The organism is Labrenzia sp. THAF35, assembly GCF_009363595.1.
GTDB classification, from domain to species: domain Bacteria; phylum Pseudomonadota; class Alphaproteobacteria; order Rhizobiales; family Stappiaceae; genus Roseibium; species Roseibium algicola.
Map to the genome: position 1 here is coordinate 1,303,975 of NZ_CP045380.1, position 24,115 is coordinate 1,328,089.

Below are 24,115 nucleotides of genomic sequence, written 5' to 3' on the forward strand. Positions count from 1 at the left end.
CAAGACTGTCACCTCGGCACTACAATACTCCCGTCACAAAAGGACTGTTCCGCTGTCCGATTGACCGGATAACGGACATTCCGACAGGTCAACGCGCTGTCAGTTGGCACCTGATTGCTGGAAGTTGATCCAACGTAAGTCGTTAGAGCAACGCATCCGCGTGTGGATTCGGCATGCTCTGGGAATGAGGAGCGGAAGGTGACGATAGCGGTTTCGTCGGGCGCCCATCCGGCGTTGGTGCTCAATGCGGATTACCGGCCTTTGAGCTACTACCCCCTGTCGCTGTGGAGTTGGCAGGATACCATCAAGGCTGTGTTCCTGGACCGGGTGAACATTGTTGCCGAATACGATGCGGCGGTTCGAAGTCCGAGCTTCGAGTTCCGATTACCCAGTGTGGTCTCTCTCAAGACCTTCGTGAAACCCAGCCGATACCCTGCCTTTACCCGATTTAACGTCTTTCTCCGCGACAAATTCCAGTGTCAGTACTGCGGCTCCAAGGATGAGCTGACCTTCGACCACCTTGTGCCGCGTTCCAAGGGTGGTCTGACGACCTGGGACAATGTCATCACCGCCTGTTCCCCCTGCAATCTGCGCAAGTCCAACAAGTCGTGCCAGCAACTGAACATGTGGCCGATGCACATGCCGTTCCAGCCGACCATCCAGGACCTGCACAACAACGGCCGCGGTTTCCCGCCCAACTATCTGCACGATAGCTGGCTGGATTTCCTCTACTGGGATACCGAGCTGGAACCGTAGTCTCCGTTTCGTATTGCGAGCCTTCAGGCGGGGTCATCAAATGCCCTTGTGACGGCGCTAACGCGTCTGCGTCGGAGCGCCTATTCCACGTTGCAGGCAACTGGCAGTTGACATCCAGTGGATGTATTTATGCCGTTGAATATTTGATTTTAACGAGGCTTTAACCTCGTTCCCAAAGTTCATTCACTGTTTTTTCTTAAAGTGTGTAGTAGCTGTCTTTATCTCCCTTGAGGCGGCGCCATACATGTCTCTTCTTTTCTGGAATTTCAAAATAAACAGACGATTTCTCACGCAACGTGAAGGGGCCGTGCTGCCCATCTTTGCGTTGATGGTGATTTTTCTGATCGTCGTCATGGGCGCAGCCGTGGACGTTTCGCGCACGGTCAACGCCCGCGAGAAGCTGTCTTATGCGATCGATGCGGCCGCACTGTCCGTGGCGGCGGATCTGTCGACATCGCTCATGACGGATGAACAGATCAAGCAGGCGCTGACGGATTCCTTCAAGTCCAACCTGGACGGCGCCGAGTTTCTGGCCGAAGCCATCAAGAACCTGACCTTTGTGGTCGATGCGGAAAACGGAACCATCAAGGTCTCCTCGACGGCCAGCCTGCAGAATTACTTCATCGATTTCGGTGGCTACATGATGAAGAACCTGGGTCCGGAGACCTTTGCCTTCGGAACCAGTTCACAGGTCTCCTATTCCAAGTTCAATGTGGAGCTGGCCCTTGTGGTGGACGTCACCGGCTCGATGTCCTCAAGCGACATGAACACGCTGCGCGATGCCTCGACGGCGGTGGTCAACATCCTGCTGCCCGAGGACGTGGAAGAAGACGATGCCAAGGTGCGCATTTCGCTGGTTCCCTACAGCCAGGGCGTCAACCTCGGCACCTATGCAAAAAAGGTGAAGGGCGGCGATTTCTACAGCGTCAGCGGCAACTGCGTCACGGAACGTCAGGATTATTCCACCTATGAGGTCATGCTCACGGACGATCCCTATAACTACTACAAGAAGTCCAGCCCTCCTCCGGCACAGACCTTTTTTGGCGGGGGCAGCAGCAGTTGCTCCTCCACGTCCAAGCTGGTGCCGTTGACCAAGAGCCGCACCACGTTGCTGCCGGCGATTTCCGCTCTTAACAACACCGGCGGTACGGCAGGTCAGACCGGGGTTGCCTGGGGCTGGTACAGCCTGTCGCCGAACTACGCCAACGTATGGCCTGTAGACAGCGCGCCTGCGGCCTATTCAGACGGCGATACGCTCAAGTTCGCGATCATCATGACTGACGGCGACAACAACCGGTATTACCAATATATCGAACAGGAGGAGCAGTGCGGCTGGGTCAAGAAAAACGGCAAGTCGACCTGGCAATGCAGCACAGTGGCCGTGAACGCCTGGCGGGAAACAGGTGAAAGCGAAAGCTACAACAACACCTCTTCCGTCCGCTCACGAGACATCTGTGCAGCCATGAAAGCTGCCAACATCCAGGTTTTCGGAGTTTACTTCGGAACCAGCAATACATCCGCAGGGGCAAAAAACATGCAGTCCTGCGCAAGCCAGGGAAACTACTATCAGGCTGCATCGTCCGATGAACTCATAGGAGCGTTCGCAAACATCGCGCGGAAGATCCAGTCGATCTACCTGTCCAAATAAGACCTGCCGGACGACCGGCCAGCGAAAAGCGTCAGTCTCGATTCTTTCCGATTGGTTTACCAAACGGAAACAACCCCCTATTTTCTACATTCCGTTTAAGGAATTAGGTACTTTTCTAGAGTAACTGTCTCACAAAATGACGAGGCAGTAATGCAGTATTTGAAGCGTCTCATTTGCCGACCCCTGCTTGCAGAGTTTACCGGCGACCGCAAAGCATCCATTTTGCCCATTTTCGGTATGCTGGTGATCCTGATCGTCGTGATCGCGGGGATTACCATCGACGTGTCCCGAACGGTGAATGCGCGCGAAAAACTGTCCTTTGCGATTGATGCCGCGGCACTTTCGGTCGCGGCGGACCTGTCGACCAGCGTCATGAGCGACGACCAGATCAAACAGGCACTGGCGGATTCCTTCAAGGCCAACCTGGCCGACGTCGAATTCCTGGACGAGGCAATCGACAATCTCGATTTCGTCGTCGATCCGGACAACGGCACCATCAAGGTAACGTCCACGGCCTCTCTCAAGAACTACTTCATCGACATGGGCGGATACGGCAAGAGTGCCCTCGGCCCGGAAACATTCAGCTTCGGAACGAGCTCACAGGTCACCTACTCACGCTTTGACGTCGAACTGGCCCTCGTCGTCGACGTTACCGGGTCCATGCGCAACGACATGGATACGCTGCGGGATGCCTCCGAAGGCCTGGTGAACATCTTGATCCCGGATGGAACCGAAGAATCCGAAAGCAAGGTCCGTATTTCGCTGGTGCCATACAGCCAGGGGGTCAACCTGGGAGCTTACGCTTCCAAGGTGAAGGGCGGCCTCTTCGGCTATGCCGACAGCAGCAAATGCGTGACGGAACGCCAGGATTACGACGACGGCGAAGATCTCTACGAAGTTCGCTACACCGACAAGACCTACAATTACTACGACAAGACCGATCCGCCGCCGAAGGCCGTGTTTTATGGCGGTGGCAGCAACAATTGTTCCAGCACGTCGAAGATGATCCCGCTGACATCCGACCGGGACGAGTTGCTCGATGCGATCGCCGACCTGGATGATAACGGCGGTACGGCAGGCCAGACCGGCGTGGTCTGGGGCTGGAACAGCATCTCGCCGAACTATTCGGACGTATGGCCCCTTGCAAGCAAGCCGGAGCCTTATGACAACGAGGATGTTCTCAAGTTCGCGATCATCATGACCGACGGGGACAACAACCGGTACTACGAATACATCGGCGAACGGGAAGAATGCGACTGGGTTTATTCCAGACGCCATGGCTGGCAGTACAAGTGTGAGACGGTTACGGTCAATCAGTGGCAGGAACGCAGCGAAAGCGAAAGCTACAGCAACAATTCCTCAACGGCTCAGCGCGCGCTCTGCCAGGCCATGAAGGACGAAGGAATTTCGATCTTCGGCGTCTACTTCGGCACCAGCAACACCTCGGCCGGGTCGAGAAACATGCAGTCCTGCGCCAGCACGGGCAATTTCTACAAGGCGACGAGTTCGGACGAGCTGATCAACGCCTTTGCCAATATCGCCAAGAAGATCCAGCAGATCTACGTTTCGAGGTAATCGAAGCTTTTCGAGACGGGCCGACCAAACTGAAAAGGCTCGCCGGGTGGCGAGCCTTTTTGCGTTTCACAGTCCGGAGTGTGCCGGTCAGCCGCGGTTCTGGCGGTTGTCGATCAGGTCGTCGACGACGGTCGGATCGGCCAGGGTCGAGGTGTCGCCCAGGCTGTCGAAGCTGTCTTCGGCGATCTTGCGCAGGATACGGCGCATGATCTTGCCCGACCGGGTCTTCGGCAGGCCGGGTGCGAACTGGATCAGGTCCGGAGAGGCAATCGGCCCGATTTCCGAGCGGACATGCTTGACCAGTTCCTTCTTCAGGTCGTCGCTCGGCTCTTCGCCTTCCATCAGCGTGACATAGGCATAGATGCCCTGTCCCTTGATGTCGTGCGGATAGCCGACCACAGCGGCCTCGGAAACCTTCGGATGCGCCACCAGTGCGCTCTCGACTTCCGCCGTGCCCATGCGGTGACCGGAAACGTTGATGACGTCATCAACGCGGCCGGTGATCCAGTAGTAGCCGTCCTCGTCACGACGGCATCCGTCACCAGTGAAATAGAGACCCTTGTAGGTGGCAAAATAGGTCTGGACGAAGCGCTCATGGTCGCCATAGACCGTGCGCATCTGGCCCGGCCAGCTGTCCTTGATGACAAGGTTGCCTTCCGTTGCCCCCTCCAGGAACTTGCCTTCCGCGTCGACGATCGCCGGCTGGACGCCGAAGAACGGACGGGTGGCGGAACCTGGCTTCAGGTCGGTTGCGCCCGGCAGCGGCGTGATCAGGATGCCGCCGGTTTCGGTCTGCCACCAGGTGTCGACAATCGGGCAGCGCTTGTCGCCAACCACATTGTAGTACCAGGTCCAGGCTTCCGGATTGATCGGCTCGCCCACGGACCCCAGAAGACGCAGGGACTTGCGCGAGGTTTTGGTGACGTGTTCGTCGCCGGCGCCCATCAGGGCGCGGATCGCGGTGGGTGCCGTGTAGAAGATGTTGACGTTGTGCTTGTCGCACACTTCCCAGAAGCGGCCCGGACCGGGATAGGTCGGAACACCTTCGAACATCAGCGTGGTGGCGCCGTTGGCAAGCGGGCCGTAGACGATGTAGCTGTGACCGGTGACCCAGCCCACATCGGCCGTGCACCAGTAGACGTCGCCTTCGTGATAATCGAAGACATATTCATGGGTCATGGAAGCGTAAACCAGGTAGCCGCCGGTGGTGTGCATCACACCCTTGGGCTTGCCGGTCGACCCGGAGGTGTAGAGGATGAAGAGCGGATCTTCCGCGTTCATTTCCGCCGGTGCGCAATGGTCGGACACACGGTCCGCCTCGTCGTGGTACCAGACGTCTCGTCCGGCCTGCATGGCAATGTCGCCGCCGGTACGCTTGACCACGATGACGCTCTTTACCGGCGCTTTTTCAGCAGCCTTGTCGACATTGGCCTTCAACGGCACCTTGCGACCACCGCGCAAGCCCTCGTCTGCCGTGATCACGCATTCAGAGGCGCAATCCTCGATACGCTGGGCAAGGCTGTCCGGTGAAAATCCGCCGAAGACGATGGAATGCACAGCACCGATGCGGGCGCAGGCGAGCATTGCATAAGCTGCTTCCGGAATCATCGGCAGATAGATGGTGACGCGGTCGCCCTTTTTGACGCCCTGGCCGTGCAGCACGTTGGCGAACTTGTTCACCTCGCGGTGCAGTTCCTTGTAGGTGATGACCTTGTGCTCGTTGGGGTCGTCGCCTTCCCAGATGATCGCGGGCTGGTCGCCGCGCTTTTCCAGGTGGCGGTCAACGCAGTTGGCCGAAACGTTGAGCGTGCCGTCCTCGAACCATTTGATCGAAACGTTGTGATAGTCGTAGGAAGTGTTCTTCACCTTGGTGAAAGGCTTGATCCAGTCCACCCGTTTGCCGTGCTCACCCCAGAAGCCATCGGGGTCTTCCACGGAACGCTGATACATTTCCTGATATTTGGCATTGTCGACATGCGCCCGCGCGGCAACCTCCGCGGGAACGGGAAATACGGACTCAGTCATGTGAAACCTCCCAGAAACCACAATTGGACCTGCGGTAAGCGAGTTCTCCCTTCCGCGGCCTTGTTTTGCCGGGGCCATTATGCGTATGGCCCCTCAAAGCGTCCAGAACCTAGACTTGGTACTTTAGTCGGCGAGTCTTTGGTCTATGGCAAGGCCTAAGACCTTCAATCTCGTACGGATTTACGCGTATTTCCCGGCGATCACGTCAGCTCAGCCATCCGATCACGATACCCTGGACAAGCAGTACCCCGAGCCAGTGACCGCCGTCGATCAGCGTCAGGTTCCAGGACAGCCCTTGAAAGCGGTGGTTGACGATCTGCGTGGTCATGACGATGCCGACCCAGATCATCAGCGCGGAGATGATGCCGTTCCTGATATCGGTTCCACCGGTGTGATAGATCACGCCCGCGAAGACGAATGCCATGATGATCTGGCAGAAAAAGGCCGTTGCAAAGACAACCGGGTTTGGCCTCGTCTGCTCCTTGGTCAGACCGGCGGCGTTCATCCAGGCCTTGCCGAGGATGCCGTACCAGAGCGCGCCGAACAGGAAAGACACAATGGCGGCCGCAGCAACTGCAATCAGGTTGATACCGTCGAACATCATTGCAGGTCTCCCAACGTCATTTTTTCCTTGGCAATTCTGTCTACTTGCGACTTTTATCACACTTCGGGATTGCAAGTGTCTCTAAATTCGGCCCGTCTCGCCTATCTCCTTTCCGGATAAGGCTTTTTCGAAAATTCATTACAGGAGCCCAAGGTTTCATGCTCTTTTCAAAGCGACCTGTGTTTCGACTTATGGGAGCCGCCCTCATCGGCGGCACGATGTTCATGTCCCCCGCAGGGGCACAGACGGACACACCTTCTGATCTTTTGTTCGTCCTGGATTCTTCCAATTCCATGTGGGGCCAGATCGACGGTACCGCGAAAGCGGAAATTGCCCGGTCTGCCTTCGAAGGCTTTGTTGCCGGTCTTCCGGATGGAACCAGGGCTGGTGTGATGGCCTATGGTCACCGCCGCAAGGCGGATTGCGGCGATGTGGAAACGCTGGTGCCGGTGAGTGAGCTGGACAGCTCCAAACTGGTGCAAAGCGTCAAGGCGCTCACGCCGCGCGGCAAGACGCCGATTACCGAAACACTTCGGCAGGCCGCGGAACTTCTGGCGCAGAACGACCGCCCGGGACGGCTGATCCTGATCTCAGATGGTATCGAGACCTGCGGCGGGGATCCTTGCGCCCTCGCCGAGGCACTTGCCAAGTCCGGTGTCGATTTCAAGGCCCATGTCATCGGTTTCGACATCGCTTCCAAGGCGGATCAGGCCAAGATTGCCTGTATTGCGCATCTGACAGGCGGCACTTACTGGAACGCCAAGGACGCCGATGGCCTGACCGAAGCGCTGAAGGAAAGCGTCGCCGCGGTTGAGGAAAAAGCGCCGCTGCCTGTGACAGTCCTGACGGCGGCCGACAAGGAAAGCGGCCAGCCTGTTTCAGGCCCCGTGCAATGGACAGTGGCAACCGTCGACGACGAGACCGTGGTGGCGTCCGGCATGACAGGTGGCAGCGTCGAGGTCGAGCTCGAGCCGGGATCCTACGTCGTCAGTGCAGAACTTGGTGAAAAGGCAGGCGGTGCATCGCTTGAGGTGTCCGACAAGGGCGGACAGCAGACTGTTCTTCTCGACGGCAATCTTCCCGAGGCGCGTGTCACGCCCGCCTCCCCTGAAGCACCTGCAACCTCGCTGCTGGAAGTTGCCTTTGAAGGCCCGGGCCTGGATGGTGATTTCCTGCGTGTCGTCACCCCGGACGGAAACAGGCTCGAACGGGATCTCTGGGTGTATGTGCGCGACGGTAATCCCGCCAAACTGGCCCTGCCAACCCAGCCGGGCGACTATGAAATCGTCTATGTCTGGGCCGATAGCGGTGAACGTGTTCTGGCAAAGGCACCGATCAAGGTGACCGAAGTCCAGGCAATCCTGACCTACGCCCCCGAAGTTGCCGCCGGTCAGCCGGTGGAGATTGTCTTCGAAGGTCCGAACGGGCCGGAGGACTGGATCGGGATCGTTCCGAAGGACGGCACGGTTGACGATTACCAGGGCCGCTGGACAGGCACTGCCGACGGGTCTCCCGTCACCCTTCAGGCACCGAGCGAAGCCGGCACTTATGATGTCATCTATGTCACCGGTATCGACCAGACGATCCTGACGCGCCAACCGCTAACCGTTGGCGAAAGCGCAGCAACGCTTCAGGCCGACAGCACGGTAGAGGCGGCCGGCAGACTGAACGTGACCTGGAGCGGCCCGAAGGCGCCCGACGACTGGATCGGCATCGCGCCGGTCGGCTCCGACCCTTCGGCCTATGTGACCTACGAACGTCCCGATGGGGACAGCGTCTCGATCATCGCGCCGTTGGCTCGGGGCGATTACGAGCTGCGTTACATTCTCTCGACGTCCGACGGATCGAAGATCCTGGCCAGCCAACCGTTGAAGATCACGGATCCGAAGGTGACGCTGGAGGGCCCGTCCGAAGTTCCGGCCGCCAGCTATGTCAGCGTAAAGGCGAGCGGCCCTGCCAACAGCAGCAACTTCATCGGTTTTGCCGAACCGTCTCAGGATGCCTGGAGTACGGCACCGGGCACCTGGGAGATTGCGGACAACATCTCCAACGGCGTTGTGGAGGTGCGGACACCGGAAGAGCCGGGCACTTACGAGCTGCGGTTCGTGCTGTCCGCAGGTGACGCGGAAATCGTTGCGCGGCAGACCGTGACGGTGAAATAGCGCGACCGGTCATCAACGAAAATCGGAGCCCGCAGCTGTAAAGTTGCGGGCTTCGCCCTGTCCGGAGCTACTGTTTCAGCCAGACGGAAAGCTGTCCGCAAGGCTCGAAACCGAGTTGTCGATAGACCGGTAGCACGCTTGCGTCATTTTCGTAGGTGCAAATCGACCGGTTCGGAAACGGTTCCAGAAGATCATGCAGAGCACTGTAGAGCCAGGTCTTGCGGCAGAAGACGTTTGAAAGGCCAAGGATATCCTTGCCGTCAAGCTTCGGACCGGTGTTGAAGACCGCCCCTGCCTTCACCTTGCCGTCCTTGATGATGGCGGCGAAATCAATGGTTTTGCGTTCCAGCAGCCTGGACGGGAAAACGGCATGGAGGCTTTCGTTCTCGTTCCAGCCGGCCAGCCACTTCTTCAGGCTTTCCGATGTCGCCACCTTGTGCCAATCGGAGCTGATCGGGGCACGTTTGGCACTTGGCGGCGGACGAAACAGCCAGGTGCCGGTAAAAAGCCTCTGAAAGCCGTAAGGTGCCAGATCCAGACTGTCGAAACTGTCCTTTACCCCGGCCCCCTTCGGCAAATCGGGCAGCGCGGCATAAAAATCCGCTCCCTGGTTCGGCGACAGGGTGACGATGTTCGGATAGAGCGGCAGGGCCTTGTCCCGAGCGCACCAGAACCCTGCATGAAATTCGGTTTTCGCGCCTGCGGTTTTCAGGACCGCATCGCACCAGAGCGCATTGTTATGCGCGCAGGCATCCTGTCTGCCAGCGATCATTCGGCCATCAACATCGAAGATTTAAGCGTTCAGCCCACCCTTTTGGACGATGAAGTCTACCACGGATTCGACGCCCTCTCCCGCCTTTGTATTGGCGAAAACAAAGGGTCGTTCCTTGCGCATCTTCTTTGCATCCCGGTCCATGACCTCCAGATTGACGCCGACATAGGGCGCAAGGTCGGTCTTGTTTATGATCAGGAGATCGGAGCGCGTGATACCCGGCCCGCCCTTGCGCGGAATTTCCTCGCCGGCGGCAACATCGATCACGTAGATCGTCAGGTCGGCGAGCTCTGGTGAAAAGGTTGCGGCCAGGTTGTCACCGCCGGATTCGATCAGGATCAGGTCGAGATCCGGGATGCTTTTGGTCAGGTCCGCCACCGCTGCCAGATTGATGGAGGCGTCTTCACGGATTGCCGTATGCGGGCAGCCGCCGGTCTCGACACCGCGAATGCGGTCACTGGTCAAGGCCTGCGAGCGCATCAGGGCTTCGGCGTCCTCGCTTGTGTAGATGTCATTGGTGATGACGGCGAGCGAGTAGCGGTCGCGCATGGCCTTGCACAGCTTGTCGGTCAGCGTGGTCTTGCCGGAACCGACGGGACCGCCGATGCCGACGCGCAAGGGACCATTTTGGGAAGTCATGAACGGAACAACCTCGAATACTGGGTTTCATGTGCCATGGAGGCGATATCTGCAAGGAAGGTGGAGGTGCCTAGATCGTCAAGACCTGCCGCCTCGGCCTCTTCTGCGATTTCGAAGATCACCGGTTCCAGACCAGCCAGTACCTTCTGGCCGTCGCTCTGGCCAAGCGGTACCACCCGCACGGCGACGGAAATCAGATTGGCCGCGAAAGCATGCAGGAAACAGTGAAGTGCGGCATCCACCGGCAAGCCGTGAGCCGCAGCTGCCAGTCCCAGCACTACCGGGTAAGGCCAGGAGGTGTTTTCCTCGCCCGCGAATTCGTGAAACAGGCGTGCGGCCTCGGTGCCCGCTTCCGGCATCCAGCTGTTGCACACGGCTCTGAAAAAGGCGCTGCCCTGGGCACTGGATTCCAGATGCCGCTCCCTGGAGGGTTGCAGGGCCAGCCCCAGGTCACGCAGCTCGTCAACGGTCGCTCGATCTCCCGCAAGAGCGGCCCTGTAGGTTTCCTTCAGCAGGATGGCGTCGCTTCGTCCAGCGCCGAAGCGGAGGATTTCACGCAGCCAGACGCCAAGTTCCGCCGCACTTGCCACCCCGCCCTGCTCGATCACCTGTTCCAGCCCGTGGCTGTAAGTAAAGGCGCCGATCGGAAAGGCCGGTGAGAGAAAGGCCTGTAGCCGGTAGAGCGCCTGCGGTGACAGGGGCAGTCGCGGAGCTGAGGGCTCAGTCATGGGAATGTCCGAAATCGTGGTCGTGCCCGTGCCCGTGATGATGGTCGTGGGAATGCCCGTGCCCATGATCGTGGCCGTGGGTGCGACCATGGCCGTAGGCGCCGCCTTCCGGATCGAAGGGTGCGGATAGCCTGGTCAGCCGGCCGCCGAGCTTTTCCACCATGTCTTCAATCACGTGGTCCCGCCGGATCCGCAGGGTATTGCCCATGAGTTGCGTCGGCAGGTGCCTGTTGCCCAGGTGCCAGGCGATCTTCACCAGGTGGGCGGTGTCGTCGGCGTGAATTTCGACTACTTCCTCAGGTTCTGCGAGAACTTCGACGATCCGACCGTCTTCAAGTTCCAGTCCGTCGCCATGGCGCAAATGGATCGCCATCGGTTCATCCAGCAGGAAGGTCAACCCGGCTGCGCCGGTCAGGACTGCCCTGCGCCGATACCGGTCTTCCCGGTCAAGCGTGATCCGGTCGGTGACATCGCCGGTCCAAGTTTCGGCCTTGTGGATTTTCGCGACGCGGATCATGCGGCTTCCATCACCTTTGCCATCATGGCCTGGAAAGCGGGACGCTCCCTGAGGCGTTTGAAATAATCGTAGACCGGACCTTCTTTGGGCAGCTCGAACTTGGCGGCCAGTGCCCAGCCGGAGCAGTGCCCGACGATGATGTCGGCAATGGTGAAGATTTCGCCCATGGCATAGGGGCCGTCACCGATCAGCGTTTCCAGCGTTTTCAGGCCTTGCTCGAATTCGAGCCGGCAGACGTCCTTGACCGCCGGAACACGGACATCTTCGGGATGGATGAAGGTGTTCTTCGCAGCGGTCCAGAGCGCGCCTTCCAGCACATCGACACCGAACTGGGTGATGCTGTCCTGACGGGCGCGATCAAGAGTTCCGGCAGGAAAGGTAAACCGGCCGTGCTTGTCGGCCAGATAGGTACAGATTGCGACGGAATCGGTGATGACGGCGTCACCGTCGACCAGCACGGGCACCTTGCCGCTTGGATTGAGCGCCTTGACGGTATCCGACTGCGGCAGAGCCGGGTCAACCTCGTAGGGTTCGCCCAGTTCCTCAAGCAGCCACATTACCCGCATGGCGCGGGTCCGCGGAAATCCGACGATCTTATACATGCCTTTCCTCTCCCGAACGCGTTCTTGCGGAGCTTAGAACAGGAAGTAGCGCTGGGCCATCGGCAACACTTCGGCAGGTTCGCAGGTCAGCAGTTCGCCGTCGGCGCGCACCTCGTAGGTTTCCGGATGCACTTCGATCTTTGGCATCATGTTGTTGTGAATCATCGACTTTTTGGAGATTCCACCACGGGTGTTCTTGACCGGAAGTACCAGGCTGTCGAGACCTGCCTTGTGCTTGACGCCGGTGTCATAGGCCGCCTGGGACACGAAGGTGACACGGCTGTGCGTCAGCATCTTGCCGTAGGAGGCGAACATCGGCCGGTAATGTACCGGCTGCGGTGTCGGGATGGACCCGTTCGGATCGCCCATCGGAGCGGTCGCGATAGAGCCGAGCTTCAGCACCAGCGCCGGCTTGATACCGAAGAATTTCGGGTCCCAGAGCACGAGGTCGGCCAGCTTGCCGACTTCAACCGAGCCGATGTACTCGTCCAGGCCATGAGCGATGGCCGGGTTGATGGTGGTCTTGGCCATGTAGCGCTTGACCCGGAAGTTGTCGTTCTCGCCGGTTTCATCCGAAAGGCGGCCGCGTTGCACCTTCATCTTGTGTGCGGTCTGCATGGTGCGGATGATGATTTCGCCGACGCGGCCCATGGCCTGGCTGTCGGAGGAGATGATCGAGAACGCGCCCATGTCATGAAGAATGTCTTCCGCCGCAATGGTTTCCTTGCGGATGCGGCTCTCGGCAAAAGCAACGTCCTCCGGAATGTCCTTGTGCAGGTGGTGACAGACCATGAGCATGTCGAGATGCTCTTCCAGCGTGTTGACCGTGTAAGGCCGTGTCGGGTTGGTGGACGACGGAATGACGTTGGGTTCGCCAACCACCTTGATGATGTCCGGTGCGTGGCCGCCGCCGGCCCCTTCGGTGTGGAAGGCGTGGATGGTGCGATTCTTGAACGCAGCGGTGGTGTTCTCGACAAAACCGGACTCGTTCAAGGTGTCGGTGTGGATCATCACCTGGACGTCGTATTCATCGGCAACCGACAGGCAGTTGTCGATAGTCGCCGGTGTCGAGCCCCAGTCTTCGTGGATCTTGAGGGCTGCGGCCCCCGCCATCACCTGCTCTTCCAGCGCGGCAGGCAGGGAGGCGTTGCCCTTGCCGGCGAAGATGAGGTTCATCGGGAAGCTGTCGGCAGCCTGAAGCATCCGGGTGATGTGCCACGGGCCGGGCGTACAGGTGGTCGCGTTGGTGCCCGTTGCCGGACCGGTGCCGCCGCCGATCATGGTGGTCACGCCGGAGCACAGGGCTTCATCGATCTGCTGCGGGCAGATGTAGTGGATATGAGCATCGATCGAACCTGCGGTGAGGATCTTGCCCTCCCCGGCGATCGCTTCCGTGCCGGGACCGACGATGATGTCGACACCGTTCTGGACATCCGGGTTGCCGGCCTTGCCGATGCCGACGATCCGGCCGTCCTTCAGCCCGACATCGGCCTTGACGATACCCCAGTGGTCGATGATCAGCACATTGGTGATGACCGTGTCGACGGCGCCGGCGGAACGGGGTGCCTGGGACTGGCCCATGCCGTCACGGATAACCTTGCCGCCACCGAACTTCACCTCGTCGCCATAGGTGGTGAAATCCTTTTCCACCTCGATGATGAGATCGGTATCCGCAAGGCGCAGCCTGTCGCCGGTTGTCGGTCCGAACATGTCCGCATAAGCGGCGCGGGGCATCTTGTAGGCCATATCTAGTCTCCAATCGGCGATCAGAAATCGGTGTGTTTAATTCGCGTAGTCCTCAACCGTCGCATCCAGATCCTCTGTGCGTTTCATGGTGAGGACGATCAGGCAGTTCCGGTACAGTTCGTTGCCGCGTGTGCCGCCCCTGAAGGGGAAGCTGTAGGCGGTGCAATCCTTGTCGGCGTAGGTTTTCCAGGCGGCCTGGGCATCATCGAGGCTGGCGGGGGCGCCCTTCAGGTGCTCCGGCAATTCCGCATCGATCTCGACCAGCCGTGCACGCAGCCGGTCGAAGGCCTCCTTCATGCGCGTGTCAGCGTCTTCCAAGGCCTTGTCGGCACAAAAGCTGCGTTCGGCTTCGGTCAGCGGATAGCCGCAGTCGATGTTGTCGTTGACCTTCTCTTCCTCAGCAACCGCCGTGCCGGCGGTGGCCAGAAACAGGGCTAAAGCAGGAAGGGTCACACCGCGCACAGGCATCAATTCCCCAGACCTTCACTGAGTTGTCTCAGCTCGTCGATGCGGTTGCGGGTCAGATCTGCGCGGCAGCCGTAGACCAGCATGGGTTCCATGGTTCCGCCGCGGGCCAGAAAGCCGTAGGCGTCGCAGGCCTTGTCACGATAGGGGATCCAGGCACGCTGGGCTTCGCGCAATGTTTCGACCGCCCCTTTCAGCCCTTCCGGCAAATAAGCGTCGGTTTCGGTCATCTTTTCCATTGCGGATCTGTAGACCGCGTTCAGCTCCGCATCCGCCTTCAGCCAGTCGATGTTGGCACACTGGGTCATCTCCGACTGCGTCATGGCATTTTCGCAGTTGGGTGTTTCCTGCGCGGCGACAGGTCCGGCTAGCAGAAGACCGAGCCCGATCAGCGAAAACGAAAGAGATGATGCGGATCTGATCACAATTCGCCCATGACCTTCTGGTTGAAGCCGTAGACCGTGCGGCTGCCGCGATAAGGCACCAGTGTCACGGATCTGGACTGGCCGGGTTCGAAGCGCACGGCTGTGCCTGCGGGAATATCCAGGCGCATGCCGCGGGTCTTTTCCCGGTCGAAAGACAGGCCTTCATTGGTTTCGAAGAAGTGATAGTGGCTGCCGACCTGGATCGGCCGGTCACCCGTGTTGGCGACTTCCACCGTCACGGTCTCAAGGCCTGTGTTCAGTTCGATCTCGCCTTCGGCGGGAAACAGTTCTCCGGGGATCATGCTCGTCTCCTTGGAAATTGCGGTCAGCGGATCGGTTCGTGCACGGTCACGAGCTTGGTGCCGTCAGGAAAGGTGGCCTCGACCTGAACATCGTGAATCATCTCGGACACGCCTTCCATCACCTGGTCGCGTGTCAGTACCTTGGCGCCCGCGGACATCAGGTCGGCAACGGTGCGCCCGTCACGGGCCCCCTCGACAACGAAATCGGTGATCAGGGCGACGGCTTCCGGATGGTTCAGCTTCACGCCCCGTTCCAGGCGGCGGCGGGCAACCATCGCGGCCATGGAAATGAGCAACTTGTCCTTTTCGCGGGGCGTCAGGTTCATGAAAGAAAGTCCTCCAAATCAGCAATACCAGACGCGCGGCAGCGCCGTCATTCGGTATCCGGTGAGAAACGACATCAGGGCCGTGCGCAAGCCGCGGCCATCATTGGACACAAACCGGGTTATCAGCAAGCCGTTCCAGGCGCTGGCGGCCGCCTGGGCGGTTCCTTCCGGCAATGTTTCTATCAGCTCTCTTGCCCTGGCGAGCCTGTCTTCGGCATCGGCGGAGCAATCGACAAAGGTTGCCGCGGCCAGGGCGCCGGCAGCCGTAGCCGGGCCGGTCAGCGCGTCGGCCGGGTCGCCATCCAGCCGGATGTCGTCGGCAAACACCAGCTTCCCGTCCCGGCGGATGCGCCAGCTGTCGCGGTAGAATACGGACTTGACCTGCTCGCCCATCGCCTTTCGGCCAAGGACGAAGGATTCGACCATCATCAGCCTTGCGTCACCTTCCAGGTCCGCCTGCAGCGTGCGGCGAAGGCGCGAGGCGTTGAAAAGGATGGTTTCCTGGGGCAGCCATTCCAGGGTCGCACCGGGTCCGACCGTGAAATGGCCGCTCACCTGGGCGGTGCCGCCCGGGCTGCGGTAGGCACGTTCGGCCGTCTGGCTGGTCACAATTACGTGTACACCGGCGTCAGCGCCGACTTCATAGTCGAGCTGGTCACCTCCGGTGAGACCACCGGCGGTGTTGATGAGAACGGCTGTTGCAGGGGTATCATAGACCTTCGGCAGGCGAACCTTGGCCGACCCGCTCTGATACAGATCGATCAGACGGGTTTTGCCATCCGGCGCCGAAAAACGCACCTTGCCGATGCCTTTCACGCGCTGCAGAACTACGGCTTTCCCGCCCGTTTCTGATGCCAGACCAGCATCATACATTGCTTGACCGCCCCCCCTGCGGGCTCATTCAGTCATTGTTATTTTTCACATCTGTTCAAATTGGTCCAGACCGTCGCCGGGCCGCAATGGGCAATATGCCCTCGGCAATCTTAGCAAGAGCCGGGCCAAGGCCGGCAAGTAGAAAGGCAAGACGACACCGGCGAAAAAAGTCCCTGTTTCCCGCAGCTTATCAATGCCTGCTCGCAAAAGTTGCTCAAAAATAAGGCAATTGCAAGAAAGATTGGCGTGGAGTGGATTTGAGGAAGGGGTTGCTCTCGCGCCGATGTTCCGGTTTTTTAAGAAGACAGCAGCTATTCATACTGCCATTGCCCAATTGCGACGTGTCATCCGCTGGATGACGAGCGAGGGAAACCGTGTTTTTGAGCCCGATTGGCCGCCTGACTTCCGTTTGTCTGACCGTAACCGCTCTTGTGATGAGTCTGGCCATGAGCCAGGCACGGGCGGATATAGGTGCCTATGTCCTGATCGACGCGAGTTCCGGCGCGGTGATCGAGCAGGAAAACGCCACGCGCAAGTGGTACCCGGCCTCACTCACCAAGCTCATGACGGCCTATGTTACCTTCAAGGCGATCCGCGACGGCCGCGCCTCGCTCGACAGCGCGGTCGTGCAGTCCAAGAACTCCGCGGCCGAACCACCCAGCAAGATGGGGTTCAAGGTCGGGACGCGGTTCACTGTCGACACGGCGCTGAAGATCATTCTGATCAAGTCGGCCAACGATGTTGCGGTAGCGCTCGGCGAGTCGATCGCGGGATCTGAAGCCGGCTTCATCGCCATGATGAATGCGGAAGCTCAGCGCCTGGGAATGTCCAATACCCGGTTCTACAATCCGCATGGTCTGCCAGACAACCGGCAGGTGACCACGGCGCGGGACCTTGCCATTCTGGCCCTGGCGCTGCGCCGGGACTTTCCGGAATCCCGAAACTACTATGACCACCCGGGGATCCGCTTCGGCAAGAAGACCCTGCGGTCGGCCAATCGGGAATTCCTGCTGCGCGTGCCCGGCGCCAACGGCATGAAGACCGGCTACATCTGCAATTCCGGGTACAATGTTGCCGCCTCCGCGACGCGCGGCAACAAGACCTTGATCGCGATTATTCTTGGCGCGGGTTCCGGTCTGGAGCGCACCGCCTTTGCACGCCAGCTTTTTGACGAAGGGTTCCGCAAGCGCGGCGGCCGTAGCATCACGAGCCTTTCGGGCACCAGCGGCAATCCGCCGGCCGACGGTTACTGCCGGCGCAACAAGAGCCCGGGTCCCAAGGGCTACATGGCCCGGTTTGACATGGAAAAGGAAAAGCAGGGCGGGTTCCTGTTCTTCGCCAAGGCCAACAAGTCCGATGAGGACAAGCTCGACGACAGCGGTTTCAAGCTGTCCAACGGCAAACCGGACTGGGCAAAGATCCTTGACCGTACGCTCGGCCCCCGCCGGATTGCCTACCGTCCGCTGGATGTCGGCCTCGGCAACCCGAAAGGGTCGCCTTCCGTCAGCCCGGGCACCGTTCCTGCCGGTGCCGCCAGCGAAGCGGTCGCAGCCATCGCGGGCGAGGATATTGCCGCGGAAGACGTACCGTTGCCGGTCGCCAATCCCGTGCGGCGGGCAGAAAACGAAATCCGGGCGAAGATGCAGCTGACGGCCAATGCCAAAACCGCAGGCGCAATTCCGCAGGGTGGCGATACCGTGTCACGCCCGGGAGCCGCGGTTGAACTTTCGAAATCTTCACCCGGATCGATCTTCCGCAAGGGTTTGGATTTCACCGTTCCGGTTCCTTCCCCAAGTCCTCGCAAGTAATTCGATTTCCAGATCTTTGACGGTGCCGATGATGTAGCGTTGCGGTAAACGGAGTTAACCTTTTATTTACGCTACTCCTTAACACTGCAGTAAGCATTTTTCTGGCAAAGGCGTGCTCCCTGCCGGACCTCGAAATGCCACTGCGGCACAGAATATGCCGGTACAACAGGTCGAGAGATCGCATGATGATTGAACCGAGATCCACCGCCACCATCAAGGCTCTGGCCAGCCTTGCGGAACTTTCCGCCAATCAACTGGAGGAAGGGGTTTCGGTCGACCATGTGATCGCCACCTTGCGAAAGGCGGCGGAGGCTGTCCGGCTCGTGGTTGATGTCGAGGCGGAAGAGGAACTCGACGACTTCGAGTTCGAAGCCGACAGCGACACAGACGTGGAAGCCGAACTGGAAGCGTCTGAAGCGGACATCGTCCAGGATCTGACCCCGATGGATCTGTCCGAGGACGAGGCCGACAGGAAAATTGTCGCCCTCGACAAGAAGGACGCCGAAGCGGCCTCCGAAGAAGAAGACATCATCCTCAACGCGGGGTGATTCGGCGTCAGCCGGACGTTTTTCCAACTGAACAAGCCGACGTGGCGGGACCAGCATTTGCGCTGACCCGCCTTTCTGCCTATGTGTCTGCGGAAAGTCCGCCGGGTCCGATCAAGGACCGGCGAATGCATCTGGAGAGATACCATGGCCTCGCCGACATCGGTTGCCGAAGGACAAAAACCCAAGGGTCCGAAGCCCCCCATTCCCCTGTCAGTCCTGACCGGGTTTCTGGGGTCAGGCAAGACAACGCTCCTCAATCGGATCCTGAAGGACCCGTCGATGGCGGACACAGCGGTCATCATCAATGAATTCGGCGAGATCGGGCTCGATCATCTGTTTGTCGATCAGGCCGGCGACGGCATCGTCGAGCTTGCCTCCGGTTGCCTGTGCTGCACCATTCGCGGCGATCTTGTCACGACGCTCGAAAACCTGTTGCGCCGACTGGATAACGGCCGCATGGACAGGCTCAACCGGGTGATCATCGAGACGACGGGTCTGGCGGATCCGGCGCCCATCCTGCACACGGTCATGCTGCATCCCTATCTGGTGATGCGCTACCGGCTCGACAGCGTGATCACGCTTGTGGACGCGGTCAACGGTCTGTCGACCCTCGACAATCACGAAGAAGCGCGCAAGCAGGCCGCTGTTGCCGACCGACTGGTCTTCACCAAGACCGATCTCGTTCAAGGCGAAGAGGCGCGGGCCTCTTTCGACGCCCTCAAGCAGCGTTTGCAGCAGCTCAATCCCGGCGCCCGCCGGCTGGACGCCCAGGCGGATGATGCAACGGTGGAAAATCTTTTCAACGCCGGTCTTTATGATCCCAAGAGCAAGATCCCGGACGTGGCTGCCTGGCTGAATGCGGAAGCCTACGAAGACCAGCAGCATGGCCACCATCACGGTCACGGCCACGATCATGCACATGGCCATTCGCACGGGCATCACCACGGCCACGACCATGCCCATGCTCATGACGTGAACCGGCATAGCGATGCCATCCGGGCCTTTACCTTGTCGACTGATCGACCGGTTCCGGCGTCCGCGCTGGAAATGTTCCTCGATCTGCTGCGTTCGGCGCACGGACCGAAACTGCTTCGGGTGAAGGGTATCGTGCAGCTGGCCGAGGATCCGGAAAGACCGGTTGTCATCCACGGTGTCCAGCATGTCTTCCATCCGCCCGCGACACTGGAGGCCTGGCCGGACGCGGATCACAGAACCCGCATGGTGTTCATCACCAAGGACCTGCCGGAAGGGTTTGTCAGGCGCATGTTCGAGGCCTTTTCGGGCGCCTTGCTGCCCGATACGCCGGATCACCAGGCCCTGATCGACAATCCGTTGGCGGTGTCGGGTTTTACCAGTCCAGTGAGGTAGGCGGCAGGTCTGCAATACCCCGGCGCTCTCCAATGGGATCCCTCATCCTGAGGAGCCGCGAAGCGGCGTCTCGAAGGATGGGCGGCACCCACAGGAACAAGTGGCCCATCCTTCGAGACGGGCCTTAAGGCCCTCCTCAGGATGAGGCTCTGGGGTTTTGAGTAGCAGCCAGCGGTGACAGCACCATCGTCTCGGAAAGTTAGTCCTTCTTGCGCAGGCGGATCAGTCCTTCCTGGGCGGTTGAGGCGATCAGGACCCCGTCCCTGGTGAACAGAGATCCGCGGTTTATCCCGCGTGAGCCGGAAGATGAGGTGCTGTCGGTGGCGTAAAGCAGCCAGTCGTCGGCGCGGAAAGGACGGTGAAACCACATGGCATGGTCCAGGCTGGCGGCCTGGATCTTCGGGCTGAAGACGGACGTGCCATGGGGAAACAGCGAGGTGTCCAGCAACGTCATGTCGGAAGCATAGGCGAGGACACACTGGTGCATGCGTTCGTCGTCCGGCAGTGGGCCCGTCGCCCGGACCCAGACATACTGCTGCGGTGGCAGGGGCTTCTTGCTGAAATAATGGGTCATGTCGACCGGGCGCATCTCGATCGGCCGCTCGCGTTCCCAGTAGCGGCGGATGTTTTCCGGGGCCATCGACAGGAATTTTTCCTTCAGTTCCTGTTCGCTGGGCAGATCTTCAGGTGTCGGAACGTCCGGCATGTCGATCTGGTGCTCCAGCCCCTCTTCATGCACCTGGAAGGAGGCGGACATGGAAAAGATCGCTTCGCCGTGCTGGATCGCGACAACGCGCCGGGTGGTGAAACTGCCACCGTCGCGGATGCGGTCGACTTCGTAGATGATGGGGACTGACGGATCGCCGGGCCTCAGGAAGTAGCCATGTAGGGAATGGACGTGACGGTCTTCCACCACGGTGCGCGAGGCGGCAACCAGCGCCTGGCCGATCACCTGCCCGCCAAATACGCGTTGCCAGCCGACCTGCGGGCTGCGACCACGGAACAGGTTGCGTTCCAGCGGTTCCAGGTCGAGAATCTGGAGAAGATTATCAATGGCCGTGTTCATCGGCGCGATCCCTGTTAGATAGACGGCAGGTGATTTGGTTCGAGGCTTGGAGCCCCGGCACCGCACTCTTGGACGGCAGTTGACGTTAAAGTCAAGATGCCTTTAGGGAAACCGAAGGCAAGGAGAAGAAGACGATGGCGAGGAAAAAAAGCGTCCCGGACATGTTCGATGTCGTGATCGCAGGCGGCGGCTATGTCGGCCTGTCTCTGGCGGTGGCGTTGAAGCAGGGCGATGCCGGCCTCACCTGTGCCGTGGTCGATCCCAAGCCGATGGAAGACCTCCACAAGGATCCACGCGCCTCAGCCATCGCGGCAGCTGCCTCACGCATGCTGTCGCAACTCGGCATCTGGCAGAAGATTGCGGGCGAGGCCCAGCCGATCAACGAAATGATCGTCACCGACAGCAAGCTTCGCGATGCGGTTCGCCCGGTGTTCCTGACGTTCGGCGGCGAGGCGACGGAGGGTGAACCCTTTGCCCACATGATGCCGAACGGCGTGATGATGCCTGCGCTCTACAAGGCGGCCAAGGCGCTTGGCGTGAGTTTTTTCGCACCGGGAACCGCGGAAACCTTTCGCACTCATCCAGACCACGTCGAACTGGTGCTGGAAGACGAGACCCTTTTGAAAAGCCGGCTGCTCGTTGCAGCCGACGGCGTGCGCTCCCGCCTGCGCGACCTTGCCGGTATCCGGACGGTCAACTGGGACTACGGCCAGTCCGGCATCGTCACAACAGTCAAGCATGAACGACCTCACAACGGCCGGGCGGAAGAACATTTCCTGCCTGCCGGGCCATTTGCGATCCTGCCCTTGCCGGGCAACCGGTCGTCGCTGGTCTGGACGGAAAAGACAGCGGACGCCGACCGGCTTGTGCGGTCTGACGACTTTACTTTCGAACTGGAACTGGAACGCCGTTTCGGGCATCACCTCGGCACACTGGAGCTGGACGGTCCGCGCCGGGCCTATCCGCTCGGGCTGAAGCTGGCGCGTGATTTCGTCAAGCCGCGCTTCGCCCTGATCGGCGATGCCGCCCATGGCATTCATCCGATTGCGGGCCAGGGGCTCAATCTGGGCTTCAAGGATGTCGCGGCACTGGCCGAAGTGCTGGTGGATGCCCGCCGTCTGGGGCAGGATCTCGGCGGATTCGACGTTCTGGAACGCTACCAGCGCTGGCGCCGGTTCGACACGTTCCAGATGGGCGTTGTCACCGACGTACTGAACCGCCTGTTTTCCAATGACAATGACGTGTTGCGCGCCATGCGCGATTTCGGACTTGGTATTGTGGACAGGATGCCGGGCCTGAAAACGCAGTTCATCAAGGAAGCTGCCGGTTTTGCGGGGCCGGTGCCGAAATTGCTTTCCGGCGAACCTATCTGATAGGAGTTGGATCGGACCGTCTTCCACTCCGCAGGATTTCCATTTGATGATTGCCAATCCGGAGAGTTTTTCCGCGCACCGGTCGATCCTGATTACGGGCTGTTCCTCCGGCATCGGCCTTTCGGCAGCCCACATCATGCGCGGGCGCAACTGGCGTGTTTTTCCGACTGCGCGGAGCCAGGCGGATGTTGACGGGTTGAGCGATCTTGGTTTCGAAGCCTTCCGCCTGGATTATGAGGATCCGGACAGCATCGAGGCGACGGCAAGCGAAGTTCTGCAGCGGACCGATGGTGCGTTGAGCGCGGTGTTCAACAATGGCGCCTATGCGGTTCCTGGTGCGCTGGAAGACCTGCCGACGGAAGCCCTGCGGTCGCTTTTCGAGGCGAACTTCATCGGCTGGCATGATCTTACCCGCCGGTTGGTGCCTTCAATGCGCGCCAACGGTTCCGGGCGGATCGTGCAGTGTTCCTCCGTACTGGGGTTTGTGGCACTGAAGTACCGCGGAGCCTACACCGCTTCCAAATTCGCGCTTGAAGCCTATTCGGACACGCTTCGCCAGGAACTGAAAGGTACCGGCATTCACGTCAGCCTGATCGAACCCGGTCCTATCGATACCCGGTTCACGCAAAACGCACTGGCGAATTTTCAGCGCTGGATCGGCGAGGATGGTCTGCAGGCGTCACGGCATCGTAAGACCTACGAAAAGCGCCGCATCCGGATGGAGGCGGGAGAGCCCGGGCCGTTCAAGCTGCCGCCGGAGGCCGTGGTCAAACGGCTGGTGCATGCGGTGGAAGCAAATCGGCCGAAAGCGCGCTATCATGTAACAATTCCGACCACCGTCATGGCGGTGGCCAAACGGGTGCTGCCGACCAGTCTGCTCGACCGGTTCTGCATCTGGGCTGCCGACGGCGAGGAATAGCTGCCTGCCGACAGGTGGCTGCGCCGGAGAGTGGTGAAACAAGGAAAACGAAATGGCAGATCTGATCAACTTTCTCATTCCCGTCGGCCTCGCCGCGGTTGCACTCGTGTTGCTGCTCGGCATCTGGAACATGTTCCGTCACGGGCCGGCTAACCGCTCGCAGCTCCTGATGCGCTGGCGTGTCGGCCTTCAGTTTCTGGTGATTGTCCTGGTCATGGGCGGTCTCTACTTTTTCGGAACCGGCCACTAAGACAAGATAACCGGACACTACTGGAGGAACTGGGGGCACAATGGTTGTTCTGAACAAGATCTACACGAAGACGGGTGACGACGGCACGACTGCGCTGGGTTCCGGAGAACGGCGCCGAAAGAGCGACCTCAGGATCGAGGCATACGGGACCGTCGACGAGACCAACTCCGTGGTTGGTCTGATTCGCCTTCAGACCGGGCAGTCTGCGCCGGAGGTCGACCAGTCGCTCGGCAGGATCCAGAACGACCTGTTCGACCTGGGGGCCGATCTTGCAACACCGGAAACGGGTGAGGACCTTGGGTACGAGCCGCTTCGGATCACCGACGCCCAGGTCACGGCGATCGAACAGGCGATTGACGTCCTCAATGCGGAGCTCAAGCCGCTGCGTTCCTTCGTGCTGCCGGGTGGCAGTCCTGCCGCTGCCTACCTGCATCTGGCCCGCACTGTCTCGCGCCGGGCAGAACGTCTGATGGTGGAACTGGCAGCCCGCGAGCAGATCAATCCCGCTGCCGTGCGCTACATGAACCGCCTGTCGGACTATTTCTTCGTTGCCTCGCGGTACCTGAATGAAAAGGGTGAGCAGGACGTTCTTTGGGTGCCTGGACAGAACCGTTAGGT

The 24,115-nt window shown here is 59.8% G+C and carries 25 protein-coding genes; 11 read left to right on the forward strand and 14 right to left on the reverse strand.

Annotated features, from left to right (window positions below; genetic code table 11):
• The first annotated feature begins 198 nt into the window (after positions 1 to 198).
• The 3 genes from FIU93_RS05995 (at position 199) to FIU93_RS06005 (ending at position 3,979) form a co-directional block, all read left to right on the forward strand.
• Entirely contained in the window at positions 199 to 756 is a 558-nt protein-coding gene (locus tag FIU93_RS05995; RefSeq protein ID WP_006936861.1) for an HNH endonuclease, read from the forward strand.
• A gap of 307 nt (positions 757 to 1,063) precedes the next feature.
• Entirely contained in the window at positions 1,064 to 2,404 is a 1,341-nt protein-coding gene (locus tag FIU93_RS06000; protein WP_209010291.1) for a TadE/TadG family type IV pilus assembly protein, read from the forward strand.
• 150 nt (positions 2,405 to 2,554) lie between these two features.
• Positions 2,555 to 3,979: a TadE/TadG family type IV pilus assembly protein gene (locus tag FIU93_RS06005; protein ID WP_205838622.1), complete on the forward strand. Its 1,425-nt coding sequence runs from the start codon at positions 2,555 to 2,557 to the stop codon at positions 3,977 to 3,979.
• Positions 3,980 to 4,066: 87 nt separating this feature from the next.
• Here the strand turns inward: FIU93_RS06005 and acs are convergent, their stop codons facing one another.
• Positions 4,067 to 6,004, reverse strand: coding sequence for an acetate--CoA ligase (gene acs / locus FIU93_RS06010; protein ID WP_023002493.1), 1,938 nt, complete (start codon positions 6,002 to 6,004; stop codon positions 4,067 to 4,069).
• A 205-nt stretch (positions 6,005 to 6,209) separates the two neighbouring features.
• Complete coding sequence (locus FIU93_RS06015; RefSeq protein WP_023002494.1) at positions 6,210 to 6,608, reverse strand: DUF1761 domain-containing protein; 399 nt, start codon at positions 6,606 to 6,608, stop codon at positions 6,210 to 6,212.
• A 158-nt stretch (positions 6,609 to 6,766) separates the two neighbouring features.
• Here FIU93_RS06015 and FIU93_RS06020 point away from each other — a divergent pair, with 158 nt between their 5' ends.
• A complete protein-coding gene (locus tag FIU93_RS06020) occupies positions 6,767 to 8,770 on the forward strand; it encodes a VWA domain-containing protein (protein WP_152505070.1) in 2,004 nt (667 codons plus the stop codon).
• A gap of 67 nt (positions 8,771 to 8,837) precedes the next feature.
• Here FIU93_RS06020 and FIU93_RS06025 read toward each other — a convergent pair whose 3' ends face one another.
• Genes FIU93_RS06025 through FIU93_RS06075 form a run of 11 tightly spaced genes read right to left on the reverse strand, consistent with a single transcriptional unit; the run spans position 8,838 to position 16,165 of the window.
• Positions 8,838 to 9,542, reverse strand: coding sequence for a hypothetical protein (locus FIU93_RS06025; RefSeq protein WP_152505071.1), 705 nt, complete (start codon positions 9,540 to 9,542; stop codon positions 8,838 to 8,840).
• 21 nt (positions 9,543 to 9,563) lie between these two features.
• Positions 9,564 to 10,181: an urease accessory protein UreG gene (gene ureG / locus FIU93_RS06030; protein ID WP_023002497.1), complete on the reverse strand. Its 618-nt coding sequence runs from the start codon at positions 10,179 to 10,181 to the stop codon at positions 9,564 to 9,566.
• Positions 10,178 to 10,999, reverse strand: coding sequence for an urease accessory protein UreF (locus tag FIU93_RS06035; RefSeq protein WP_286202408.1), 822 nt, complete (start codon positions 10,997 to 10,999; stop codon positions 10,178 to 10,180). The genes ureG and FIU93_RS06035 overlap by 4 nt, the downstream gene beginning before the upstream one ends.
• A complete protein-coding gene (locus FIU93_RS06040) occupies positions 10,902 to 11,426 on the reverse strand; it encodes an urease accessory protein UreE (RefSeq protein WP_152505073.1) in 525 nt (174 codons plus the stop codon). Before FIU93_RS06040 ends, FIU93_RS06035 begins: the two co-directional genes overlap by 98 nt.
• Positions 11,423 to 12,028, reverse strand: a complete 606-nt coding sequence (locus FIU93_RS06045; RefSeq protein WP_152505074.1) for a glutathione S-transferase family protein — start codon at positions 12,026 to 12,028, stop codon at positions 11,423 to 11,425. The genes FIU93_RS06040 and FIU93_RS06045 overlap by 4 nt, the downstream gene beginning before the upstream one ends.
• 33 nt (positions 12,029 to 12,061) lie before the next feature.
• A complete protein-coding gene (gene ureC / locus FIU93_RS06050; RefSeq protein ID WP_023002501.1) occupies positions 12,062 to 13,774 on the reverse strand; it encodes an urease subunit alpha in 1,713 nt (570 codons plus the stop codon).
• Positions 13,775 to 13,810: 36 nt separating this feature from the next.
• Entirely contained in the window at positions 13,811 to 14,242 is a 432-nt protein-coding gene (locus FIU93_RS06055) for a lysozyme inhibitor LprI family protein (RefSeq protein ID WP_055660202.1), read from the reverse strand.
• Positions 14,242 to 14,664: a lysozyme inhibitor LprI family protein gene (locus tag FIU93_RS06060; RefSeq protein WP_055660200.1), complete on the reverse strand. Its 423-nt coding sequence runs from the start codon at positions 14,662 to 14,664 to the stop codon at positions 14,242 to 14,244. Before FIU93_RS06060 ends, FIU93_RS06055 begins: the two co-directional genes overlap by 1 nt.
• On the reverse strand, positions 14,661 to 14,966 hold the full coding sequence (locus tag FIU93_RS06065; RefSeq protein ID WP_023002504.1) for an urease subunit beta: 306 nt from the start codon (positions 14,964 to 14,966) through the stop codon (positions 14,661 to 14,663). The genes FIU93_RS06060 and FIU93_RS06065 overlap by 4 nt, the downstream gene beginning before the upstream one ends.
• A gap of 23 nt (positions 14,967 to 14,989) precedes the next feature.
• Complete coding sequence (locus FIU93_RS06070) at positions 14,990 to 15,292, reverse strand: urease subunit gamma (RefSeq protein WP_006936842.1); 303 nt, start codon at positions 15,290 to 15,292, stop codon at positions 14,990 to 14,992.
• An 18-nt stretch (positions 15,293 to 15,310) separates the two neighbouring features.
• Positions 15,311 to 16,165, reverse strand: coding sequence for an urease accessory protein UreD (locus tag FIU93_RS06075; RefSeq protein WP_152505075.1), 855 nt, complete (start codon positions 16,163 to 16,165; stop codon positions 15,311 to 15,313).
• 446 nt (positions 16,166 to 16,611) lie between these two features.
• On the opposite strand from FIU93_RS06075, the gene FIU93_RS06080 reads away from it, so the two are divergent.
• The 3 genes from FIU93_RS06080 (at position 16,612) to FIU93_RS06090 (ending at position 19,889) form a co-directional block, all read left to right on the forward strand.
• The gene (locus tag FIU93_RS06080) at positions 16,612 to 17,973 is read left to right on the forward strand and encodes a D-alanyl-D-alanine carboxypeptidase family protein (RefSeq protein WP_209010292.1); all 1,362 of its coding nucleotides are present in this window, start codon (positions 16,612 to 16,614) and stop codon (positions 17,971 to 17,973) included.
• Between the two features lie 182 nt (positions 17,974 to 18,155).
• Positions 18,156 to 18,521: a hypothetical protein gene (locus FIU93_RS06085; RefSeq protein WP_055660196.1), complete on the forward strand. Its 366-nt coding sequence runs from the start codon at positions 18,156 to 18,158 to the stop codon at positions 18,519 to 18,521.
• 144 nt (positions 18,522 to 18,665) lie between these two features.
• The gene (locus FIU93_RS06090) at positions 18,666 to 19,889 is read left to right on the forward strand and encodes a GTP-binding protein (protein ID WP_152505076.1); all 1,224 of its coding nucleotides are present in this window, start codon (positions 18,666 to 18,668) and stop codon (positions 19,887 to 19,889) included.
• 199 nt (positions 19,890 to 20,088) lie between these two features.
• Here FIU93_RS06090 and tesB read toward each other — a convergent pair whose 3' ends face one another.
• Positions 20,089 to 20,955 (reverse strand): acyl-CoA thioesterase II, encoded by an 867-nt coding sequence (gene tesB / locus FIU93_RS06095; RefSeq protein WP_023002509.1) that lies wholly within the window; start codon positions 20,953 to 20,955, stop codon positions 20,089 to 20,091.
• A 134-nt stretch (positions 20,956 to 21,089) separates the two neighbouring features.
• Between tesB and FIU93_RS06100 the strand changes: the two genes are divergently transcribed.
• The 4 genes from FIU93_RS06100 to FIU93_RS06115 are packed head-to-tail and all read left to right on the forward strand — an operon-like array spanning position 21,090 to position 24,113.
• The gene (locus tag FIU93_RS06100) at positions 21,090 to 22,328 is read left to right on the forward strand and encodes a ubiquinone biosynthesis hydroxylase (protein ID WP_055660189.1); all 1,239 of its coding nucleotides are present in this window, start codon (positions 21,090 to 21,092) and stop codon (positions 22,326 to 22,328) included.
• A 46-nt stretch (positions 22,329 to 22,374) separates the two neighbouring features.
• Complete coding sequence (locus FIU93_RS06105; protein ID WP_077291387.1) at positions 22,375 to 23,247, forward strand: SDR family oxidoreductase; 873 nt, start codon at positions 22,375 to 22,377, stop codon at positions 23,245 to 23,247.
• 52 nt (positions 23,248 to 23,299) lie between these two features.
• The gene (locus FIU93_RS06110; protein WP_023002512.1) at positions 23,300 to 23,497 is read left to right on the forward strand and encodes a twin transmembrane helix small protein; all 198 of its coding nucleotides are present in this window, start codon (positions 23,300 to 23,302) and stop codon (positions 23,495 to 23,497) included.
• Between the two features lie 40 nt (positions 23,498 to 23,537).
• A complete protein-coding gene (locus FIU93_RS06115) occupies positions 23,538 to 24,113 on the forward strand; it encodes a cob(I)yrinic acid a,c-diamide adenosyltransferase (protein ID WP_023002513.1) in 576 nt (191 codons plus the stop codon).
• The last annotated feature ends 2 nt before the right edge of the window (positions 24,114 to 24,115 follow it).

Coding starts and splice junctions, on each gene's coding strand:
- FIU93_RS06070 (WP_006936842.1), bottom strand. CDS start 15,292: ATGAACCTGACGCCCCGCGAAAAGGACAAGTTGCTCATTTCCATGGCC.
- acs (WP_023002493.1), bottom strand. CDS start 6,004: ATGACTGAGTCCGTATTTCCCGTTCCCGCGGAGGTTGCCGCGCGGGCG.
- tesB (WP_023002509.1), bottom strand. CDS start 20,955: ATGAACACGGCCATTGATAATCTTCTCCAGATTCTCGACCTGGAACCG.
- FIU93_RS06090 (WP_152505076.1), top strand. CDS start 18,666: ATGGCCTCGCCGACATCGGTTGCCGAAGGACAAAAACCCAAGGGTCCG.
- FIU93_RS06055 (WP_055660202.1), bottom strand. CDS start 14,242: ATGCCTGTGCGCGGTGTGACCCTTCCTGCTTTAGCCCTGTTTCTGGCC.
- FIU93_RS06065 (WP_023002504.1), bottom strand. CDS start 14,966: ATGATCCCCGGAGAACTGTTTCCCGCCGAAGGCGAGATCGAACTGAAC.
- FIU93_RS06005 (WP_205838622.1), top strand. CDS start 2,555: ATGCAGTATTTGAAGCGTCTCATTTGCCGACCCCTGCTTGCAGAGTTT.
- FIU93_RS06040 (WP_152505073.1), bottom strand. CDS start 11,426: ATGATCCGCGTCGCGAAAATCCACAAGGCCGAAACTTGGACCGGCGAT.
- FIU93_RS06075 (WP_152505075.1), bottom strand. CDS start 16,165: ATGTATGATGCTGGTCTGGCATCAGAAACGGGCGGGAAAGCCGTAGTT.
- ureG (WP_023002497.1), bottom strand. CDS start 10,181: ATGACTTCCCAAAATGGTCCCTTGCGCGTCGGCATCGGCGGTCCCGTC.
- FIU93_RS06020 (WP_152505070.1), top strand. CDS start 6,767: ATGCTCTTTTCAAAGCGACCTGTGTTTCGACTTATGGGAGCCGCCCTC.
- FIU93_RS06045 (WP_152505074.1), bottom strand. CDS start 12,028: ATGTATAAGATCGTCGGATTTCCGCGGACCCGCGCCATGCGGGTAATG.
- FIU93_RS06015 (WP_023002494.1), bottom strand. CDS start 6,608: ATGATGTTCGACGGTATCAACCTGATTGCAGTTGCTGCGGCCGCCATT.
- FIU93_RS06025 (WP_152505071.1), bottom strand. CDS start 9,542: ATGATCGCTGGCAGACAGGATGCCTGCGCGCATAACAATGCGCTCTGG.
- FIU93_RS06080 (WP_209010292.1), top strand. CDS start 16,612: ATGAGCCAGGCACGGGCGGATATAGGTGCCTATGTCCTGATCGACGCG.
- FIU93_RS06085 (WP_055660196.1), top strand. CDS start 18,156: ATGATGATTGAACCGAGATCCACCGCCACCATCAAGGCTCTGGCCAGC.
- FIU93_RS06100 (WP_055660189.1), top strand. CDS start 21,090: ATGGCGAGGAAAAAAAGCGTCCCGGACATGTTCGATGTCGTGATCGCA.
- ureC (WP_023002501.1), bottom strand. CDS start 13,774: ATGGCCTACAAGATGCCCCGCGCCGCTTATGCGGACATGTTCGGACCG.
- FIU93_RS06035 (WP_286202408.1), bottom strand. CDS start 10,999: ATGGTCGCACCCACGGCCACGATCATGGGCACGGGCATTCCCACGACC.
- FIU93_RS06110 (WP_023002512.1), top strand. CDS start 23,300: ATGGCAGATCTGATCAACTTTCTCATTCCCGTCGGCCTCGCCGCGGTT.
- FIU93_RS06115 (WP_023002513.1), top strand. CDS start 23,538: ATGGTTGTTCTGAACAAGATCTACACGAAGACGGGTGACGACGGCACG.
- FIU93_RS06105 (WP_077291387.1), top strand. CDS start 22,375: ATGATTGCCAATCCGGAGAGTTTTTCCGCGCACCGGTCGATCCTGATT.